The 18880-nt window shown below is 62.8% G+C and carries 17 protein-coding genes; 2 read left to right on the top strand and 15 right to left on the bottom strand.

Going from position 1 to position 18880, the window contains the following annotated elements; all coding sequences use genetic code 11:
* Window positions 1-6 precede the first annotated feature (6 nt).
* On the top strand, window positions 7-1305 hold the full coding sequence (gene egtB, locus FJ311_02370) for an ergothioneine biosynthesis protein EgtB (protein ID MBM3950276.1): 1299 nt from the start codon (window positions 7-9) through the stop codon (window positions 1303-1305).
* On the opposite strand, the gene FJ311_02365 is transcribed toward egtB, so the two are convergent.
* The 8 genes from FJ311_02365 to FJ311_02330 all read right to left on the bottom strand — a co-directional run bounded on the left by FJ311_02365 (window position 1302) and on the right by FJ311_02330 (window position 10243).
* On the bottom strand, window positions 1302-2981 hold the full coding sequence (locus tag FJ311_02365; protein MBM3950275.1) for a hypothetical protein: 1680 nt from the start codon (window positions 2979-2981) through the stop codon (window positions 1302-1304). The two genes, egtB and FJ311_02365, sit on opposite strands and share 4 nt — an antisense overlap.
* A complete protein-coding gene (locus FJ311_02360; protein MBM3950274.1) occupies window positions 2981-3607 on the bottom strand; it encodes a BON domain-containing protein in 627 nt (208 codons plus the stop codon). The genes FJ311_02365 and FJ311_02360 overlap by 1 nt, the downstream gene beginning before the upstream one ends.
* Window positions 3608-3673: 66 nt before the next feature.
* Entirely contained in the window at window positions 3674-4540 is an 867-nt protein-coding gene (locus tag FJ311_02355; GenBank protein MBM3950273.1) for a dienelactone hydrolase family protein, read from the bottom strand.
* A 26-nt stretch (window positions 4541-4566) separates the two neighbouring features.
* Window positions 4567-5391 (bottom strand): metal-dependent hydrolase, encoded by an 825-nt coding sequence (locus FJ311_02350; GenBank protein ID MBM3950272.1) that lies wholly within the window; start codon window positions 5389-5391, stop codon window positions 4567-4569.
* A 97-nt stretch (window positions 5392-5488) separates the two neighbouring features.
* Window positions 5489-6988, bottom strand: a complete 1500-nt coding sequence (locus FJ311_02345) for a 3-hydroxyacyl-CoA dehydrogenase (GenBank protein ID MBM3950271.1) — start codon at window positions 6986-6988, stop codon at window positions 5489-5491.
* 6 nt (window positions 6989-6994) lie between these two features.
* A complete protein-coding gene (locus FJ311_02340; protein ID MBM3950270.1) occupies window positions 6995-7468 on the bottom strand; it encodes an adenylate/guanylate cyclase domain-containing protein in 474 nt (157 codons plus the stop codon).
* Between the two features lie 41 nt (window positions 7469-7509).
* Window positions 7510-8175: a cupin domain-containing protein gene (locus tag FJ311_02335; GenBank protein MBM3950269.1), complete on the bottom strand. Its 666-nt coding sequence runs from the start codon at window positions 8173-8175 to the stop codon at window positions 7510-7512.
* A complete protein-coding gene (locus FJ311_02330) occupies window positions 8039-10243 on the bottom strand; it encodes a hypothetical protein (GenBank protein ID MBM3950268.1) in 2205 nt (734 codons plus the stop codon). The genes FJ311_02335 and FJ311_02330 overlap by 137 nt, the downstream gene beginning before the upstream one ends.
* 151 nt (window positions 10244-10394) lie before the next feature.
* Here FJ311_02330 and FJ311_02325 point away from each other — a divergent pair, with 151 nt between their 5' ends.
* Entirely contained in the window at window positions 10395-10862 is a 468-nt protein-coding gene (locus tag FJ311_02325) for a MarR family transcriptional regulator (GenBank protein ID MBM3950267.1), read from the top strand.
* A gap of 8 nt (window positions 10863-10870) precedes the next feature.
* Here the strand turns inward: FJ311_02325 and FJ311_02320 are convergent, their stop codons facing one another.
* From FJ311_02320 to FJ311_02290, 7 genes are all read right to left on the bottom strand, one after another.
* Entirely contained in the window at window positions 10871-11683 is an 813-nt protein-coding gene (locus FJ311_02320) for a phosphate ABC transporter substrate-binding protein (GenBank protein ID MBM3950266.1), read from the bottom strand.
* 1 nt (window position 11684) lies between these two features.
* Window positions 11685-12974, bottom strand: a complete 1290-nt coding sequence (locus tag FJ311_02315; GenBank protein ID MBM3950265.1) for a TRAP transporter large permease — start codon at window positions 12972-12974, stop codon at window positions 11685-11687.
* 16 nt (window positions 12975-12990) lie between these two features.
* Entirely contained in the window at window positions 12991-13530 is a 540-nt protein-coding gene (locus tag FJ311_02310) for a TRAP transporter small permease (protein ID MBM3950264.1), read from the bottom strand.
* A gap of 28 nt (window positions 13531-13558) precedes the next feature.
* Window positions 13559-14506: a TRAP transporter substrate-binding protein gene (locus tag FJ311_02305; protein MBM3950263.1), complete on the bottom strand. Its 948-nt coding sequence runs from the start codon at window positions 14504-14506 to the stop codon at window positions 13559-13561.
* Between the two features lie 196 nt (window positions 14507-14702).
* On the bottom strand, window positions 14703-16487 hold the full coding sequence (asnB, locus tag FJ311_02300) for an asparagine synthase (glutamine-hydrolyzing) (protein ID MBM3950262.1): 1785 nt from the start codon (window positions 16485-16487) through the stop codon (window positions 14703-14705).
* Window positions 16488-16574: 87 nt separating this feature from the next.
* Entirely contained in the window at window positions 16575-17693 is a 1119-nt protein-coding gene (locus FJ311_02295) for a glycosyltransferase family 4 protein (protein MBM3950261.1), read from the bottom strand.
* 5 nt (window positions 17694-17698) lie between these two features.
* On the bottom strand, window positions 17699-18730 hold the full coding sequence (locus FJ311_02290) for a glycosyltransferase (protein ID MBM3950260.1): 1032 nt from the start codon (window positions 18728-18730) through the stop codon (window positions 17699-17701).
* Between the last annotated feature and the right edge of the window lie 150 nt (window positions 18731-18880).

The raw sequence follows: 18880 nt of genomic DNA, 5'->3' as shown, positions 1-18880 counted from the left end.
CGACCGATGGCGGACGCGGAAGCCGAAAAGCTGGCCGGTCTCCTGGCCGAGGCCCACGCCCGCACGCTCGCCCTAATCGACGGGCTTTCCGATGTTCAGCTTATGGGCCCGCGTCTCGATATCGTCAACCCTTTCCGCTGGGAAGCGGGCCATATCGCCTGGTTCCACGAATATTTTGCGCTGCGCGGGCTCGACCCCGCCCACCGCCCCGCTATCGCCGGTGCCGACGCGTTGTACAACTCCTCGACGGTTCCCCACGACGCCCGCTGGATTCTCCCCCTGCCCGACCGCAACGGCACGGTCGCCTATATGACCAGCGTGCTCGATGCCATGCGCGCGCGGCTGGCGCAAGGACCGCTCGACGATCGCGTACGATACCTTTTTCGCCTGACACTGATGCACGAGGACATGCACGGCGAGGCGTTCACGTACATGCGCCAAACCCTCGCCTATCCCGCGCCGGCGATCGCCGGAAAGGCGCCCGAAAACGCCGAGGCCGGCCCGCATCCCGGCGACGTCGCCGTGCCGGGCGGTATCTTTCGGCTCGGCAGCGAACCGGGAACGCCGTTCGTCTTCGACAACGAAAAATGGGCGCATGAGGTGCGGATCGAACCCTTTCGCATCGCCCGCGCGCCGGTGACTAATGCCGAGTTCCAGGCGTTCGTGGCGGACAACGGCTACCAACGCCGCGAACTCTGGAGCGAGGACGGTTGGGCATGGCGGACATTGGCCATTGCCGAGCATCCAATCTATTGGATTCGCGACGGCGACGGCTGGCGCGTCCGCACCTTCGACCGCGAGGCCGAACTTCGCCCCCATCGGCCGGTCTACCACGTCAACTGGCACGAAGCGGAAGCCTACTGCCGCTGGGCCAACCGGCGCCTGCCGACCGAAGCCGAGTGGGAAGCGGCGGCGGCGGGAACGCCGGTCGGCGGCACCCTCGCGCCCGGCAAGCGTAAATACCCGTGGGGCGAAGCCGGACCAGATCCAGCACGCGCCAATCTGGACGGATACGCACTCGGCCCGGTCGATGTCGCGGCGTGTCCGGCGGGCGACAGCGCTTTCGGCTGCCGGCAGATGATCGGTAACGTCTGGGAATGGACCGCGAGCGATTTCGAGCCCTATCCCGGATTTTCGCCCGACATCTATGCCGACTATTCCCAACCCTGGTTCGGAGGTACTCACAAGGTGCTGCGCGGCGGCGCCTGGGCGACGCCCGGCCGACTTGCGAATTGCGCTTACCGCAACTTCTTCGTTCCTGAACGCCGCGACGTGTTTGCGGGATTCCGTACTTGTGTGCTTTAGCCCAGGCGGGCCAAAACCCAGTTGACGCGATAAAGGCTCAAGAACCTTCCGGGCAGATCGGGATCGGAGAAGCGCGTCACGTGGTCAATGCCCGCCGGCCGACCGCACGCCCGCGCGACATTGTCGCAAACGATGCGCGCAAATACCGTTGGATCGAGCGAGATCTCGGCGGACAATAGAACGAAGACCGGCCGGTCGTTTCGCATGCCGGTTGGGGGATAGCGATCCAGTTGCCGCGCATCCCGTCCGGCAAGGGTTTCAAGAGGGGTTGCGATCTCGGGGCCGCCCGTTCCATAGGACAACGCGCGCCAACGATGGGTGCGCCCGTAATCGGATAGCATCAACACGGCATTAGGCGGGAGATGCCGTGAAATGTCGCCCATCAAGGCGCGGAACGAACCTTGCTTCTGGTAATAATGGCCCCAGGCGGGAGTTTTGTCCGGCGACCGCAGGCGCGGCGTGTCGACGGCCATATGTCCGCCTACGATCACCAGCATCGCCAATCGTAACCACAAAATTCGCGTCCGCCATACCGCCACGACCGCCGCGGCCATACCCAGCGCCAGAAAGGGAACGGCGTAGACCGACGTGCGGTCATATTGCCTGAACTGGGTCATGACGATCGACACGAGCAGATGCACAAACACGATCGCCAACGGCAGCGGACACCGGCCGCGCCACGCCAGCCACACAAGCCCCACGAGGCCCAAGCCGAGACCGGAAACGGAGAACATATCGGCATGGACACGAAACCATTCCAGCGCGCTTTGCCAGGACAGCGACCCGCCCGATGGGGAAGGAGTCACCGTCAACGTCAGGAAATAGAGCCACGATTGGTTGGCTCCGCTTCGGCCGGACGCGATTTCCAGAATGACGATACCGGCAACCGGCACCAGCGCCGCCGCTGTAGCCATGCCGTGCCATAGGATTAACCGCACGCGCCATGACCCCGGTATATCCGGCAAGAACAAAAGCGATAAGAACACCGCGACCGGCAGAAGGAATACGATGCTGTAATACGTGTAAAGCGCAACGGCCTGAAGAATGAAAGCAACGGCGATTTCCCGCCTCGAGGGTCCTTCCGGTATTGTCGCCTTTTTGAGAACGCGATCAAAAGCCAGCAGCGCCGCCATCAAGGCAAGTAAGGCGACGTTATGGGCCCCTAACGGCGCGAAGCCGTGCAAAAAGGATGCGCCAACAGCGAAAACGATCGCCAGCGTCGCGATCGCGGGGCCACCGTTACGGGCCGAAAATCCGATGACCCCGAGCATGCCGATGGCAGCGGCCTGCGCCGCGATGCTGAGGGCGATTTGCCCCACCGAATCCGCGCCGACAAAAAAAGACCCGAGGTAAAACCAGGACTGCGCGACGAGGGTAAGAACGAGCAATCCGGCGGCGTGAATCGGGCGTAGCAGAGTATGAAGCCAGCTTTTGTCGTCTTTGCTCAATGCGACGATCAGAGAATCTCCCGCCTGACCTGCCGGCCAGAAATGTTCGGCACTTCGCAGCGATTGAATCCACTGCATGGAAAAGGCGTGATCCTGGTTCGGCTCCAGGCCCTGAAACAACCAGACGCGCGTAATCACTGCCGCGCTCAAGCCAACGAAAATGCCCGCGATCCAAACCCGATTGATCGGAGATTTTCCATCGCCCACGAACAAACGACGCGACGGCATTACGACTTGGGTCGAATTTTGGCCCGGCTGACGACCAAGACGACGCCGGAAACGTCCTTGGCGATCTGAACCGCCTTCGCGTGCTCGTCCTTGGTCAAGGCGCGCCCGAACAGGAAGACGCGCCCCTTGACCGAACGCCATCGCCAGTTGGTGACGTTAATACCCTTGCCTTCGATGTAGAGCGCCTTGATTTTGGCCTCGATCACCGTGTCGTCCACGATATTGGCGGTGGGCTTCCCCTTGTCGTCGGCAGCGATCACGCTCTCCAGCAGCACTTCGTTATAAACCTTCTTCACCCCTTCGACCCCGGCCGCGACCTTGCCGGCGGATGTCTTGGTTTCGGCCGTTGAAACCGTTCCGGTCAGCATCACCTCCTGCTCGTAAACGTCGACGCCCAGCAGCGCGCCTTCCTTACCGAGATTGTCGGTGAGTCGCGCAACGATCACGGTCTTGATCTTGGCATCGGCGGCGATGTCAGCTGCGCTGCGGTCCTCGGCTGCCGCCTCGATCGCGGACACAACGCCCGAGAAGGGATTGAACTGCGCCAATGCCGGCTCGGCGGCCAAACTCGTCACGAGCGATACCAGCAGGATTGAAGCGTATCGATGGCCGCGCATGGCGGCCATCCTAGCAAAAAAAATCGCGGGGGATGAAACGACTTTTGTCCCCCGCGACCCTTCGTTCCGGGATTCTCAAACCCCGTGTTTCTTGAACCACTCCTGCATCTTCTTCCAGCCGTCCTTGGCCGGTCCCTCGCGGTAGGTCGGACGGTAATCGGCGTGGAAGGCGTGCGGCGCGTCAGGGTAGACCACCCAATCGGTCGCGACCTTGGCCGCCTTCAGGGCCGCCTTCATCTGGTCGACCGTGGCGACCGGGATGCCCTGATCGGCGGCGCCGTAAAGCCCCAGTACCGGCGCCTTGAGTTCGGCGGCGATGTCGACCGGCTGGCGCGGGGTCATGGCATTCTTGTCCCCGACCAATCGGCCGTACCAAGCGACGCCCGCTTTCACCCGTGGGCTGTGCGCCGAATAGAGCCACGTGATGCGCCCGCCCCAGCAGAAGCCGGTGACGGCGAATTTGTCGGGGTTGGCGCTCTTCTGGGCGATGGCCCAGGCGGCAGTCGAGTCGAGATCCGCCATCACCTGCGCATCCGCAACCTTTGAGACGATTTCCTTGAAGATGGTCGGCACGTCCGGGAGCTTCGACGGATCGCCCTGGCGGAAGTAAAGCTCAGGCGCGACGGCCATGTACCCGAGCTTGCCGAGGCGGCGGCAAACGTCCTTGATGTGCTCATGCACGCCGAAGATTTCCTGCACCACCAGCACGGTCGGAAACGGTCCGCCGTTGGCCGGCATGGCGTAATAGGCCGGCATCATGCCACCGGCGACGGGCACCTGTCCCATCCCGGCGATCAGCCCGCCCGTATCGGTGGTGACCACTGTCTGGGCGTTGACCGGACCCGCCGCAATAGCAAATCCGGCGATCGCGGTCGCGCCGGTCACGAAAGAACGACGGCTGATGTCGGCCTTCGGCATCAAACTCAGGACATCTTGGTGCATGGTATGAACGGTCCTCCTTATGGGTGCTAGAAGTTCACTTTGTCGCCGGGATTGATCGGCATCACCTTGGTGCGGGTCTGCCCGAGTTCGGATTGATACTCGGCCGGAGTTCCCTTCAGCGGAGGGAATGTGCCGTAGTGAATCGGAATCGCCAGCTCGGGCTTCAAGTATTCGCGCGTGGCGAAGGCCGCGTCCTTGGGGTTCATGGTGAAATGGCCGCCGATCGGAATCAGGATCAGGTTTGGCTTGTAGTATTCGCCGATCCATTTCATGTCGGCGAATACGCCGGTATCGCCCATGTGATAGATCTTGAATCCGTTCTCCAGCTCGACGACAAACCCGACCGGCTCGCCGCCGACATGAGTTTCGTCCTTGCCGGTCATGGGGTTTTTCCAAACCAGTTCGGACGAATGCTCGGCGCGGGTCATGGTGATTTTGATGTCGGGACCGAGCGGCGTGATTACGCCGCCCTTGTTCATGCGCGGCACCAGATTGGCGGGCAGGATTCCGAGATTGAGCAAGGATTGATTCAACCCTGCCGGGGCATAGATCGGCACGTTGTGCATCTGCGCCAATTCCGGCGCGTCGCCGAGATGGTCGCCGTGGCCATGGGTAACCAAGATAAGGTCGATCTTGCCGAGCGCCTTGAGGTCCTTATAGGCGTCCGGGGTTTTCGGATTCTTAGTCAGGAACGGATCGATCATGATCACCTTGCCGCCGGGCGTGGTGATCTTTGTCGCCGCCTGACCGAGCCAATGAACTTCGGTCTTCCCACTCTGAGCCTGGGCCGGGCCAGCCACCAACGTCAGCGCCGCGACCAGCACGGCGCCGAACGATACGTATTGAAACATGGTTGTCGCCTCCCTGGAGACGGCCGCCAGTGAAGCATGGCCCGTTGATCGGCACCAGAGCCCTCCGATCATCACGCCCGCGTGAACGCGGGGCACATTAGATAGGCGTCACATTAGAACGCACCGCGACGCGATAACGGGATTCGCCCTCGGCCTTGGCCAGTGCGGTCAGCGCCGACCGAATCCGCTCGGGACCGATTGTGTTCGCCCAGGCCAACGGGCCCAAAGGATAGTTCGCGCCGAGGCACATGGCGGTATCGACCGTCTCCTCGTTGGCAACTCCATCTGCAACCGCCCAGGCAGCTTCGTTGGCAAGCCGGACGACTAAACGCAACATCACCAGCGCCGGCGCGTCCGGCAAGGGCGAGGCCGCCTTACCTAGCGATTGGATCAATCCGGCCGCGGCGGCAAGAGCGGACGGATGCGTGGATACCCCGGCCGCAAGCCCGATCCGGCGCGCGCGACGGTAATCCAGCGCGAGATCGAACAACACCAAGTTGGACGGCGCCCCCTCCGCCACGCACCGTTCGGCCGCGCGGCCATCGGTCAGCATCAGGGTCGCGCCGTCAATCACCACGCACCCTTTACCCGACCCTCGCACGCAGGGAATCTCGCTTGCCATGATCGCTTGGGCCAAGCCTTCCGCAGGGCCGAGGTCGCCTTCCATCGTCACGCGCGTGGGTTTGGGTCCCGGCGGTAACTCCTGGGGCGGCAAGCGCGCCGCGCCGGCGCGATAATCGTAAATGCCCTGCCCAGATTTTTTCCCGAGCCGGCCGGCGGCCACGAGTTCGGCTTGCGCGCGCGACGGCGCGAAGCGCGGATCGCGATCGAACGCCTCGAAGACCGCTTGGGTGACGGCGGCGTTCACGTCGTGCCCGATCAGGTCCATCAACTCGAACGGACCCATGCGAAAGCCCCCCGAGTCGCGCACGACCGCGTCGACAGTGGCGGGATCGGCGCCGTGGCGTTCCAGCAGGCTCAGGGCTTCGAGATAGAACGGGCGAGCCACGCGATTGACGATGAACCCGGGCGCGTCGCGCACTACTACCGGTGTCTTACCCCAGGCGCGCATCAACATGCACAGAAGATCGATGACCGCCGCGGCCGTTTCGCGTCCACGCACGACTTCGACCAACGTCATCACCGGCGCCGGATTAAAGAAATGCAGGCCCGCGAACCGTTCCGGCCGCTTGAGCGCCCGCGCTAACGCAGACACCGAAAGCGACGAGGTATTGGTGGCGAGTAGCGCGTCCTCGCCGACGACCGTTTCCAAGGCCCCCAATAGTTCGCTTTTCGCCGCCATTTTTTCGGTCACGGCTTCGATCACGAGAGCGGCGGACGCGAGGTCGCCGAGCGTGGCGGCAACGGTCACGCGCCGGGCGGCAGCTTCCGCCTCGGAACCCGCGATCCGACCCTTGGCCGCTCGCGCGGCAAACGAGCCGGCGATCCGCGTCCTCGCCTTGTCCGCCGCGCCGGGCACGGCATCGAACAATCGTACCGAATGTCCGGCCTGCGTCGCGACTTCCGCGATGCCTGCGCCCATGGTGCCCGCGCCGACGATACCAATGATGGCGGACGGAGCGAGCAATGTACCCATGGAAACTCAGCCGATGCGATGAACGTTGAACGGCCCGTTGATGCCGGAGATTTCATATACCGGTATGGTGCCGCTGACCCCCTTCACCTTGACGTTCAGGTGTCCGGCGATGCGGACGATATCGCGAGCCTCGGCGAAGGTCGCGTCTGAGGCGAAGATTTGGCCACCGCTGGCGAGCGATTCGAGCCTGGCCGCGATATTGACCGAACTGCCGATCACGCTGTACTTGACCCGCAAATCGGAGCCTATGTTGCCGGCGACCGCGTCGCCGGTATTCAAGCCGATGCCCATGTCCAGCGGCGGCAAATCCTTGTTCCCGTTCGCGGCGTTGACCGACGCCATGGCATTGTGCATTTCGACCGCGCAGGCGACGGCACGGGCCGCGTCGTCGGGTTTGACCACAGGAACGCCGAAAACGGCAACGATGGCGTCGCCGACGAAGTTGTCGATGCTATCGATCGTTTGTTCCCGCTTGCCCATCGTTGGTTGTGCCGCGGATAGGGCTGCCCCTGTGACACCAATTACTTGGTGTAGGTGCTCGCCTGCAACTCCAGCAGGCGTTCATCCTGGTAATGCGGACGGTCGGGCTTGGGCTTCGACAGCAACGTCTGGATCGCGCACGGTCCCGGACCGAAATTGTGGATGTCGTGATGAACGAACGCCGGCACCGAGATCAGGTCCCAGCGGCCGAGCTTCACCGTGCATGTCTCGCCGTCGCGGAAGATATTGACCGTGCATTCGCCGTCCAGGATGAAGAACGTCTCTTCGGTTTCATGGCAATGCACCGGAATCTTATTGCCGGGCGGCATGGTCTGAATCGACATGGTGAAAGCAACCGGGTCGACGGCGTTGATCTCCTGATGATCGATCGAGCCCGAGGCGCCGACATAACGGCGCTGACTACGCGCATACTTCGGATCGAGCTGGGTCTCGAACCCGAACACGGCCCAATCCTCGCGGCGATCAGCGTAGCGCGCGATGCGCGCCTTCATGTCGTCGGCCAAGCTCACGGCTTTCCCCATATTTGGAAATTCGGCTGGCGCACGAATGTTAAGCCAGGCGTCCGGCCGCGGCAAGTTTGGACTTTGCCGCGCCAAGATCGAGTTCATCGAGGCACCGCGCCGTCTGCCAACCGGTCGCGCAATCCCAATCGTGGGCGGCGTAGTAATCGTCGAGCATGCGCGCATAACCCTGCGCGTCCAGCTTCGCGCCGGCGTAAGGTCCGCCTGAAATCGACGTTTCGAAAAATCGCGCCGGCGGCATGTCATGCGCGCGCGTAAATCCAGCATGCAACGTATTAAAGGCCTTCTCCAGATTCTGGATGCGCCGCCCGGTACGGGCGAGTGCAGCGGGATCGGTCTTGAAACCCGCCGCCTTTTCCAGCAAGACCGCGATCTGCTCCAGACCGATCAACTCGAGATCGATCCAGTAGGTTGTGTAGTAACAAAGCCCGACTGAATCGACGACGGCCTTGAAACTTTCAAACCAAGCCGCGACCGCGCCCTTCCCTTCGTACGCTTCCGGCCGCGCCGCCGCCGCGGTGCCGAAAACCGCCTTCGCTTTCTCCGGGTCCATGCCGAGCCGCTCGACCAGCGCCGCACCGTTCAGGTGCCCGCCGCCGCGCGTCGAGGTGAAGATGCCGAGCGCCCAGCCCTTGTGCGAGCGCACCGTCTGCTCGTTCAAGCCCTGGCCCTTGGCGTGCATCGCGAACGCCTCGCTACCGCGCCCGAGCTTGCGCGCGGCTTCGGCAACGCCATCCGCGAGAAGGTCGCCGAAGCCCTGCCGTCGGGCGATACGCGGCAAGAGCGCGAGCATGGCGTCGGCGTTACCCCAGACCAATTCCAACCCATCGCTCTCCGCTTTGCCGAGAAGTCCACGTTCCCAGGCCTCGAAAGCCCACGCTAGCGCCGACCCGACCGCGTCAACGTTGAGGCCAAGCTGATTGATCAGCGCCTGCCCCTTGAGTACGGCCTCGGCGTCGGTGATATCGAGGTTCGAGCCGAGCGCTCGTACCGTATTGGTGTGCATACCCTCGACCGTGAGCGGGCCGTGCCGGCCGCCGGGCAGGTGATACATGTGCGTGCATGAGGTTGGACAGGCGGTGCAGGCGGTACGACCGATTTCCCACCGTTCGCGGTAAACGATCTCCTTCAGGTTTTGCCCTTTGTCGGCGGGCCAATACTCGTCTTGTTGATTGCGCACGCCTTGCGGGACGCGGCCGTCCGGCCCGCCCACGCCGTAGGCACCGTGCGTGCCATTACGCCTGAGAATGCCGCTTGCCCGCGAGTTTTCAATTTTCTTCAGCAGCGCCTGGGTGTAGTTCCAGAAGCCACGCGGATCGGCGAGGCGGATCGGCTGCGTCCCGCGCGCGGCAATAGCCTTCAGGTTCTTGGCGCCGAAGATCGCCCCTGCGCCCCAGCCGGCGGCGCGGCCCCGGTCGACGATCACGCACGCTTGCGCGCAGCGGTTTTCGCCCGCAGGCCCGATGCTCGCCACCCGCATACGCTCGTCGTCATGGGTACGACGGATTTCGGCCTCGGTATCCCAAGTATCGCGTCCCCACAGCGCGCGCGCATCGCGCAGTTCGGCGGCGCCGTCGCGAATCGCCAGGTACACCGGATGGCGGGCCTTGCCGCGCACCACGATCTGGTCGAACCCCGCCAGCTTCAACTCCAAGCCAAAGTGGCCGCCGACGCTCGAGGTGGCGATGCCGCCGGTGGCCACGTTCTTCGCCGAAATGTTGGTTCGCGAGGCGGACGGAGCCAGCGTCCCGACCAACGGCCCGGCGCCGAGCGCAACCACGCTCCCGGGATCGAGCGGTCCGACGCGCGGGTCCGACTCTTCGAACACGATCGCATCGGACATCCCGCGGCCACCCAGAAACTCGCGCCACGGGTCGATCGGCTCGACGCGACAGCAAAGGGAGTCGAGGTCGACGCGGAGCAGCCGCCCCGCCCAGCCGTGGTCGGGCGCACGATTCATGACACGGCCTCTTCCGTCCCGGTCCGGCGCCGGCGGCCGAGGCGCAGCGCGCGCGGCGCACAGACGGCGATGCAGAGCGGTGTCTCGACGCTGCGGCACACGTCGCATCCGTCGAGCACGCGGATATCGGCGAGGCCGCTCGCCTCGTCGCGGCGGACGCGGACGTAGGATTGCGCGGCGCCGGCCTTCTTCGACCAGCGAAAGGCGCACGCCAATTCGCACGCAAGGCAGGCGGTACACGCCCGCGTGTCGGCGAGAATCGTTTCCGCCCATGCGCCCACCGCAGCCTCCGCCGCCGACAGCCGATTTAATTAGTATACTAACATTATGCCGGAAATCGGGCTCGCACGCAAGCGGTGAGCCAAGCGCGGAACTCGACGACGGGCGAAAAAAAGCCGAAGGTAGGCACTAGGAGCACAATGCGATGAGATCCCGCGGCGACTTGAGTCTTGGCGACCGGCCTGGCTTTCTGGTCCGGCGACTGCACCAGATTCATCTAGCGTTGTTTACCGAGGAATGCGGCCGCTTCAAGGTGACGCCGGTACAATACAGCGTGCTTACCGCGCTCGAACGGCACGGCCCGCTCGACCAAGTCTCGCTTGCGATGGCAGTCGGCATTGATCGCGCCAACGCAACCGGCGTGCTGTCGCGTCTGGAGGCGCGCGGGCTCATTCAGCGCGATCCCGACCCCGGCGACCGGCGCATCAAGCGCTGCACGCTGACGGCTCTTGGCCGTAACCTCACCCGGCGCATGGCAAACGCGGTCGAGCGCTGCCACCGTCGAACGGTCGCCGCCCTACCCGCGCGCGAACGGCGCAATTTCCTGACGAGCCTTGAGCGACTGGTGCGGGCCAACAATGCGCTCGGCCGCGCGCGTCTGCGGCTCGAGTGACCTTTGTTTCAGCGCAGCGCCGGATAACCGCGCTCTGCGGCTTCGCATTCGTAATCCAACAGCCGGGCGTAAGCGGCCGGATCGGGCGCAACGATGTCCTTGAGCATCAAACCGTCGCGCACAGACGTCCATTCCGGCGACTTGCCGACACGTTGCAGCGCCGCCCGCAGCCTGTCCACGGTCCTGGACGGGGTCGCGCAGGACGTGACGAACGGGATCGACGGGCTGGGCGGCGTTGTATCCAGAACTCGGAGGCGGCGGCCAAGTTCCGGACGATGGCGGCGGAAGAAAGCAAAGGTGACACAATCCACGCAGGTAGCGTCCGCTTCGCCCTTGGCCACCCGCTCGATATTGCCGGGTTGGCTATGGGTTTCGGCGACACTCGCAAACAAGGCCCTGCCACCGGCGATATCGGCCAGCGCGCGGCGCGGTAGGTTCATACCGGAATTGGAATGGATGCTATTGAAGACGAAGCGGCAGCCGCGCAGGTCTTCCAACCGGCGATAGGGGGAATCATCGCGGACCAGGAATACCCCGACGTGAGTAGCACCGTGGCAATATTCGGCCGTATAGACCGGTGCCCCGAGCAGGACTGCTTGACCGCGGAAGATGGTTTGCAAGGGATAACCGCAGACCTGGGTGAACGTCACCGTGGGCTCGATCGTGGACGGCACCGGCGGGCGCGCGAAGTCGAGGTCGATCGGAAGATCGTTTTCGCCCGCGTGCGCCATTTCGGCGCGGACTGCCGCCCAAAACGCGGCATTGTGGGGCCGCATCTCGGGCAGATTATACATGGGCAGGCTGGCGAGAAGTGCGCTCACGTCAGCGAATTCCCGGGTACAGCCGCTGCGGCAACCATAGGCTCAATTCGGGAATATACGTGATAATTGCCAGGCTGAAGAGAGCGAGACCCAGCCACGGCAGCACCGCCCGGACGACTGCGAGGTAGGGCCGATCGAACGCGCCGCTCGCAACGAACAAGTTCAATCCGAATGGCGGCGTGATGTTGCCGATGTCGACATTCACGGACGTGACGATGCCGAAATGGACCAGCCCGATGCCCGCCGCATTGACCATCGGCAACAGCATCGGTACCAGGATCAAGATGTTGGAAAATACGTCGATGAACATGCCGATGCCCAGGAAGAGTCCATTGGCGATGAGAAGCACAAAATCGGATGACGGCTGGCTGGCGGCAATTGGCCCGACGATCGCGTTGGTCGTGCCGGTTACGGTCAGCAGCCAGGAAAAAAGCGTCGCCGCCGCAACCATGATCATGATGCGCGCGCTCGCCAACGCCGACTCTAGGCAAACTTCCCAAAGTCCCTTGAGATCGAGTTCGCGGTAAATCACCACGCACACGAACGCCGCGTACACCACCGAAACGGCCGCCGCCTCGGTCGGCGTGAACACGCCGCCGTAAATGCCGCCCAGAATGATGACCGGCATGCCCAAGCCCCAGGTGACTTGGCGCGCGGACGCCATCCGCGCGTGCCAATCTGCCCGCGGGGTGCGCGGAATATCGTTGATCCGGGCCCATATCGAACAATAAGCCATATAGACGACGCTGAAGACGAGTCCGGCGCCGATACCCGACATGAACAACGCCCCGACCGAGGCTCCCGCCACCGCGCCATAGACGATCATCGCGTTGCTGGGCGGGATGATCATGCCGATCAAGGCCGACGACGTGACCACGCCGAGCGCAAAATGCTCGGGATAGCCCGCGCGCAATAGGGCCGGATAGAGGATGCCGCCAACCGCGACGATGGTCGAAGCGCTCGATCCGGTGATGGCGCCAAACAGCATACAGGTCATCACCACGGTGATGCCGAGCCCACCCGGCCAATGTCCGACCAGGCTTTGGATGAAGTGCACCAGCCTCGCCGACAGCCCGCCACGGCCCATGATGTTGGCGGCAAAGATGAAAAACGGGATCGCCATCAATGGAAAGCTTTCGAGCCCCGCAAATACCCGTTGCGGCAAAATCGAGAGCGGTATCGGCGACACCAGCCAAAAAGTGAGGAAGCTAGCCCCGGTCAATACTACGAACATCGGCAACGTGGCGAACAGGCCGATCACCAGTAGCGGAAATACGATCAGCGCGCTCATGCCCACGCGCCCCCGATCAATCCTGCAAATCCAGCCGGTGCTGATCTTCCACCGGGCGAACCACCAATCGCGCCAATAACTGAATAGTGCGCAGTCCCATAAGGAAGCTTCCGACCGGCATGGCGAGATAGGTCAACCACATCGGCGCCTGCAGCACCGGCATCACCTGTCCACCCGCGCGGATGCGGAGCGTGTGCGCACCGCTATAATAGAAAAACACAGCGAAAAACGCCGCCATAACGACGGCGACGGCGATAGCCAGACGCCGGCGGTTGGCGGGCGACAGCATCAGCGGCAACAAGTCGATGGCAATATGGCCGCGGGTACGCACGGCGACGCTGCCGCCGACGAATACAATCCAGACGATCAGGTAAATCGAGACTTCTTCCGCCCAGGGAATCGGATCACGGAAGATATAGCGGAGGACGACATTGACGAACAGAAGCCCGCTGGCGAATGCCAGCGCGCCGCCAATGAATCCATTTTCGGCGGCGCACAGAACCCGATCGGCACGATCCAAGGCCGCCCCGATCGGCGACGGTCGCGAAACAGCCACGGCCGCGAAAGATAAAGATTACGTGCCGTTATTTGCCGGAGGCTTCCCTGACGGCCTTGCGGACCATTTCCAATGTTTCTGGGCCCTGACGCTGGGTAAACCAGTCGTATACCGGGCGAGAGGCTTCCTCGAACTTCCGGCGCTGCTCGGGCGAAAGCTGACTGATTTCGAGACCGGCGGCACGGAACGTCTTCAGGTGCTCGGCCTCCGAGGCGGCGATGATCTCGCGCTGGAACTTGCCGGCCTCGCGCACCGCGTTGACCAGGATTTCGCGTTGTGCTGCCGGAAGCTTGTCGAGAAACGGCTTGTTGAAGATGAAAGCGTAGGCAATGAAGCCGTGATCGCTGAGGGTGAGGTACTTCTGCACCTCGAAGAAGCGCATCAGCGCGATGGTGGCGATCGGATTTTCCTGCCCGTCGACCACCTTCTGCTGCAACGCCCCGTATAGTTCCTTGAAGTCGATGGCAACCGGCGTGGCGCCGAAGGCCTTGAATTGCTCCATGATCACCGGGGCTGGCATGGTCCGGATCTTGTGGCCCTGGTAATCCTTGGGCTCGCGGATCGGAAAGTGTCCGGTAAACTGCTTGAAGCCGCTTTCCCAGAAGGCGACGCCCTGGATGTTGACCTTGTTGAGCGGCTTCAAAATTTCCTGGCCGACCGGGCCGTCCATCACCTTGTAGGCAACCTCGCGGTTCGGAAACAGGAAGGGGAGATCGAGCACCTGCACCGGCGGCGAAACCGGGGCGATCCAGCCGGTCGGTAGCACCGCGGCCTCGACCGCGCCGGCCTGGACCTGTTCGACCATTTGCGTGCCGCTGCCGAGCTGCATGGCGGGAAAAACCTGGATGCGCACCTGGCCGTGGGTACGGGCTTCGACCAGCTCTTTCCATTTCAGCGCCGCCTGATGATGCGTGCTGCGATCGGGCTGGTCGTGGCCGAGCTTGATGGTGGTTTGCGCGGTGGCGCCGAGCGACATCGCAATACATGCGACGACGATGACGAAGGCGAAACGGGCGGCGCGAAAGGCGGTGTTCATAGAACCTCTCCCTGTCCAAGTCATGGTCGCGGGCCGGATCAACGTACCGGTTGTACTAAAGATAGTAACAATCGCCCGTGCCCGGCGCAATCGGGTCCGCAATCGGAACCGGTTGCGAAAATCGGGTATGGAAAATCTATATTAGCCCGGCAGTGAAATGGGCATGAACCTGTCGCGCCCAACCGCGCATGCCCCGCTCCGCTGATATTGCAGGATTCTTGATCCATTCCTGCACAGGGACGGAAAAACCGCTTTTAGGCCGTGCGAACAGCTCCGATGGCAAGATCGGGGCCGCCGTGGCGACAACCTCGCGTTTGGTAAGGTCCGGGTGGGCCGCAATCACGGGGGCCGCCGCCCCAAGCAAACTCCAATCCACCAAAGGAACGCGGATTTCCAAGGAATGCGCCATGCCCGCCCAATCGGAATCGCGTAGGAGTTGATTGCGCATGTACCAGCACATCTCCAGCGCCGAAATGGAAAGCCGGGCCTCGGAAATACCTTCCGACGTCGCTTCCAGGCGCGCACGTGGCTCGAGCTTGTTCCAGCCCTCGCGGGCCATGTCGGAGTCGAGCACGTGCGGCAATTCCCAGGGCGCATACAGTCCGCGACGAAGCAGATAGGCCCCACCCAAGCTGCCGCCATATTCGATCAAACCTGCGTACTTGGGGGAAGTGAGGTGGGCAGCAAGCCGAGCGGTCGTTAGTCGGAAGAGCTTACCCAATCCCGGAATCTGAGCGGGATAGCGAAACAGCCCCGCGACCCATGGAACTTCGCGGAAGGTGGAATAAGATCCGAACAGCTCATCGCCCCCTAATCCGGAGAGCGCGACCTTGAGTCCCCGGGAGGCCGCCGCCCGGGCCACGAACCAAGTGTTGACGCCGTCGACTGAAGGCTGATCCATGGCCGCGAGCAGATCTTGGCGCGCAGACTCGAAATCCTCTCGGGACACCCGCCGGGTGACGTGATCGGCATTGATGGCGTCGGCCACGGTTTCGGCGAGTGGTACCTCGTCATTCTCCATTCCGGCATATTCGTCGAAGCCTAAGGTGACGGTCTGAGGTCGTTGGCCCATGGCCGCGACTTCGGCGGCCAGCAGCGTGGAATCGAGCCCGGCGGAAAGAAACACGCCCACTGGCACGTCCGCTTCCAGGTGCGCCGCGACCGAATCACGAATGGCGCTGGAAATTATTCCAAGGGCTTCCCGGCGATCCATCCAGGCAGGCTCACGGACTGCGTTCGACAGCAAATCCGTGACGTTCGCGAAGGAAATCGCCTCGCGTGGGCCAGTTGTGTCCACGTACATCCAATGGCCGGACGGCAATGCATGAATACCACGATAAAGCGTCCAGGGTTCGGGGATCGATCCCCACAGAAAGAACCCGGTGTGACCGGCCGGTTCGGGACGGGTATCGACGTCGGCTTTCCGCAGCGCCTTGACCTGGGAAGCGAAGCGAAACGTGCGGCCGTCATCGGACCAATAAAGCGGCTTGATGCCGAAGGGGTCGCGGGCCAGAAAAAGCCGCCGGGCCTCACCGTCCCACAACGCCATCGCATACATACCCCGCAGGCGCGAAAGCATCTCCGGCCCCTGCTCGGCGTAAAGAGCCAGCACTACCTCGGTATCGGAATGGGAGCGGAAAACGTGACCGCGCGCCTCCAATTCCGCGCGCAGAGCGCGATAGTTGTAGATCTCGCCGTTGAACACGATCATATGGCGTCCGCGCGCCATGGGCTGGGCGCCGGCTTCGGAAAGGTCGATGATGGCGAGCCGCCGGTGCGCCAAGCCGACGGCTCCGGCGTCGCTGAGCCATAGGCCCTCGCCGTCGGGACCGCGCGCCCTCATGGCGTCGCGCACGGTCAACAGTTCGTCGCCATCGACTTTGCCTCCGGCACGCGAAAATACGCCTGCGATCCCGCACACGGTCCTTCCCTCCTTGGGTTCCGGCGGCCATGGGAAGATTACGGGCAAATGGCCGACATAAGTATGTGTTTTCTGTTCTAGCGGCGATCAAGTCCGACGCGCCCGAAGGATCCCTTCGAAAACCTGCAACAATCGATCGACATGGGTCTCCCAGTCGAATCGGGTTTCGGCCCGCTTGCGTCCCTCGACGACCAGGCGCTGCCGCTCCGCCGGCACCGCGTCGAGTCGACGAATCGCCTCAGCCAGTTCGCTGAAACGCAGCGGCGTGTAGTAATGCGCGCATTCGCCCAGGATTTCCCTGTTGATCGTCGTTTCCGCCGCGACGACCGGAATACCCGCCGCCATCGCCTCGACCATCGGATGGCCGAAGGTTTCCGAGACCGACGGAAAGACGAACACATCATGCGCCGCGTACAAGGCTGGAAGATCGGCGTAAGGCACGGAACCCAGTTCGACCAAACCCTTGGCGACGCCGCGACGGATATGGAACAAATCCCAGCTTGAGCCGGGAGTTGCTGCGATCTGCGCCTCGTCCATGGTCATCCGGACCCGGCAGGGAATGCCCGTTTCGTTTAATCGTTCCGTCGCCAGAATCAGGTCGGCGGGAGCCTTGTGCGGATAATAAGCGCCAACATAAAGGATTTTGAGAATCCCATCGCCCCGCCACGGCCGCCGGTCGCCAACGGCGAAGTTGCCAAGAATTGTGCCGTAGGGGATCGCTTCGCATCTACTTGCCGCACTAGGTGCATGTGGACGGATCAACCCCAGAAGAGATTGAGAAGGAACCACCGTCTTGTTGCTCATCGCCATGGAAGCGACAATCAGTTTGCGGCGCAATTGGCGCAACAATGCGACCTTGACGCCTTGTTCGGGCGCGATCATACGGACGTAGAACGGGTCGAAAAGTCCGCCTTCACGCACCAGCAATACTTGCGCAATCGAACTCGCCAACAAGGCGTAATTCGCCGATGAAAACAGGATATCCGGCTTCCAGCGGTTTACGTAGCGGCGCCATACGGTCTGTTCCCAAAGGAAACGGCGCAACGGACCGTAATCGCTGGCCGAAAAGCTTACGGCATTGGGCAAGTCGGACAGGCGCGCCGGTACGGCAATGCGAAAATCGATGCCCCGGCGATGGAGCGACCGGGCGAGATTCGAAGTATAGGTGACGATCCCGCCCAGCTTCGCCGACAAGGCGTTGATCAATATTTTCACGGGGCTCTCTTCACCTGATCCAAGATTTCCCGCCAGCGCGCGCTGTGGCTAAATCCACCCTCCGCCACCCGACGATGGCCGGCCAGGGCGATCGCTGCCCGCCCCGGCGCCTGAAGCCATGCCCGGCACTGGGCTATCAATTCACCAGCATCGCGAAAATAGACGGCCTCGCGGCCGGGAACAATTAATGCGGCCATTTCCGCGCTGTATTCGTGCGCCATGAATCCGCCCATGGCCGGTATCTCGATCGACCGGCACGTCTGTCGGTCACGGTTGGCGTGCCGGAGAAAGCAAAGATTGATAGCGCTGGCTGCGACCACACGACGGTAATCGTCGCCGTAAACCGGGCGGTTTTCGATGGTCAGGGCCGGATGAGCGTCTTGCATGCGCGACCAGCCGTTGCCCCAGACTCGGACGGGAATCCCCGCCCGCGCTAATTCCAGCACCATGGTTGCACGCGGGGATTCGAAACTGCCAACGAAGCTGACCAGCGCGCCCCATCGGATACTTTCTTCGTCCGAAATGGCGATCGGACGATGCGCGTGCGGGCAGTACGTGTTGTTGACGAAAAGTACCCGGCGTGCGCCGAGTGCTGGAAGTTCCTCCGGTTCAGCGTTGAATGATTTGGTCGTGATGCAAAGGTCGAATAGTTCCAGGGATCGTTCGGTCCATCGACTTCTGTGGATGGGGTTCAGCATGTCGTCTTCGCTGAACCAGAGGATCTTGATGTCCGGAGCGGCTTGCCGGGCCGCACGCAGTGCGCTGGGTCGAATGGCGCGGGCATTGTCGAGAACAATCAGATCGTGCGCCGGCGCCGACCAAGCCATGTCGCGCCCCGCACCCGGCCAATCCCAAGGAAGGCGTAAGCGATAGAGCATGCGGTCGATCGGCCCCGGTCTGCTTTGTTCATTCCATCCTTGCGGCATTGTGCTGATCGCCGTTACTTCGTGGCCGAAATCACGCAGGGCCTGGACCCGCTGCGGGGTGCGCGAGCCGTGGTGCGTCTCGCCGACCATAATGATTCTCATGGCCGCCTGCGATCACGCATTACCGCATCCAGGGCGGTCCGTAATCCCTTGATGTTTGCCCCGAAGTTCCATCCCGCGATCTTGCGGCGGGCAGCGACACCAGCCTCCCCCGCGCGCACGAGAACGTCGACCAACGCCCGGCTCAGAGCC

Source organism: Rhodospirillales bacterium, from assembly GCA_016872535.1.
Taxonomy (GTDB): Bacteria; Pseudomonadota; Alphaproteobacteria; order Rhodospirillales; family 2-12-FULL-67-15; genus 2-12-FULL-67-15.
The sequence above is the reverse complement of the archived record's forward strand: the minus strand, read 5'-3'. Positions and strand labels throughout refer to the sequence as shown.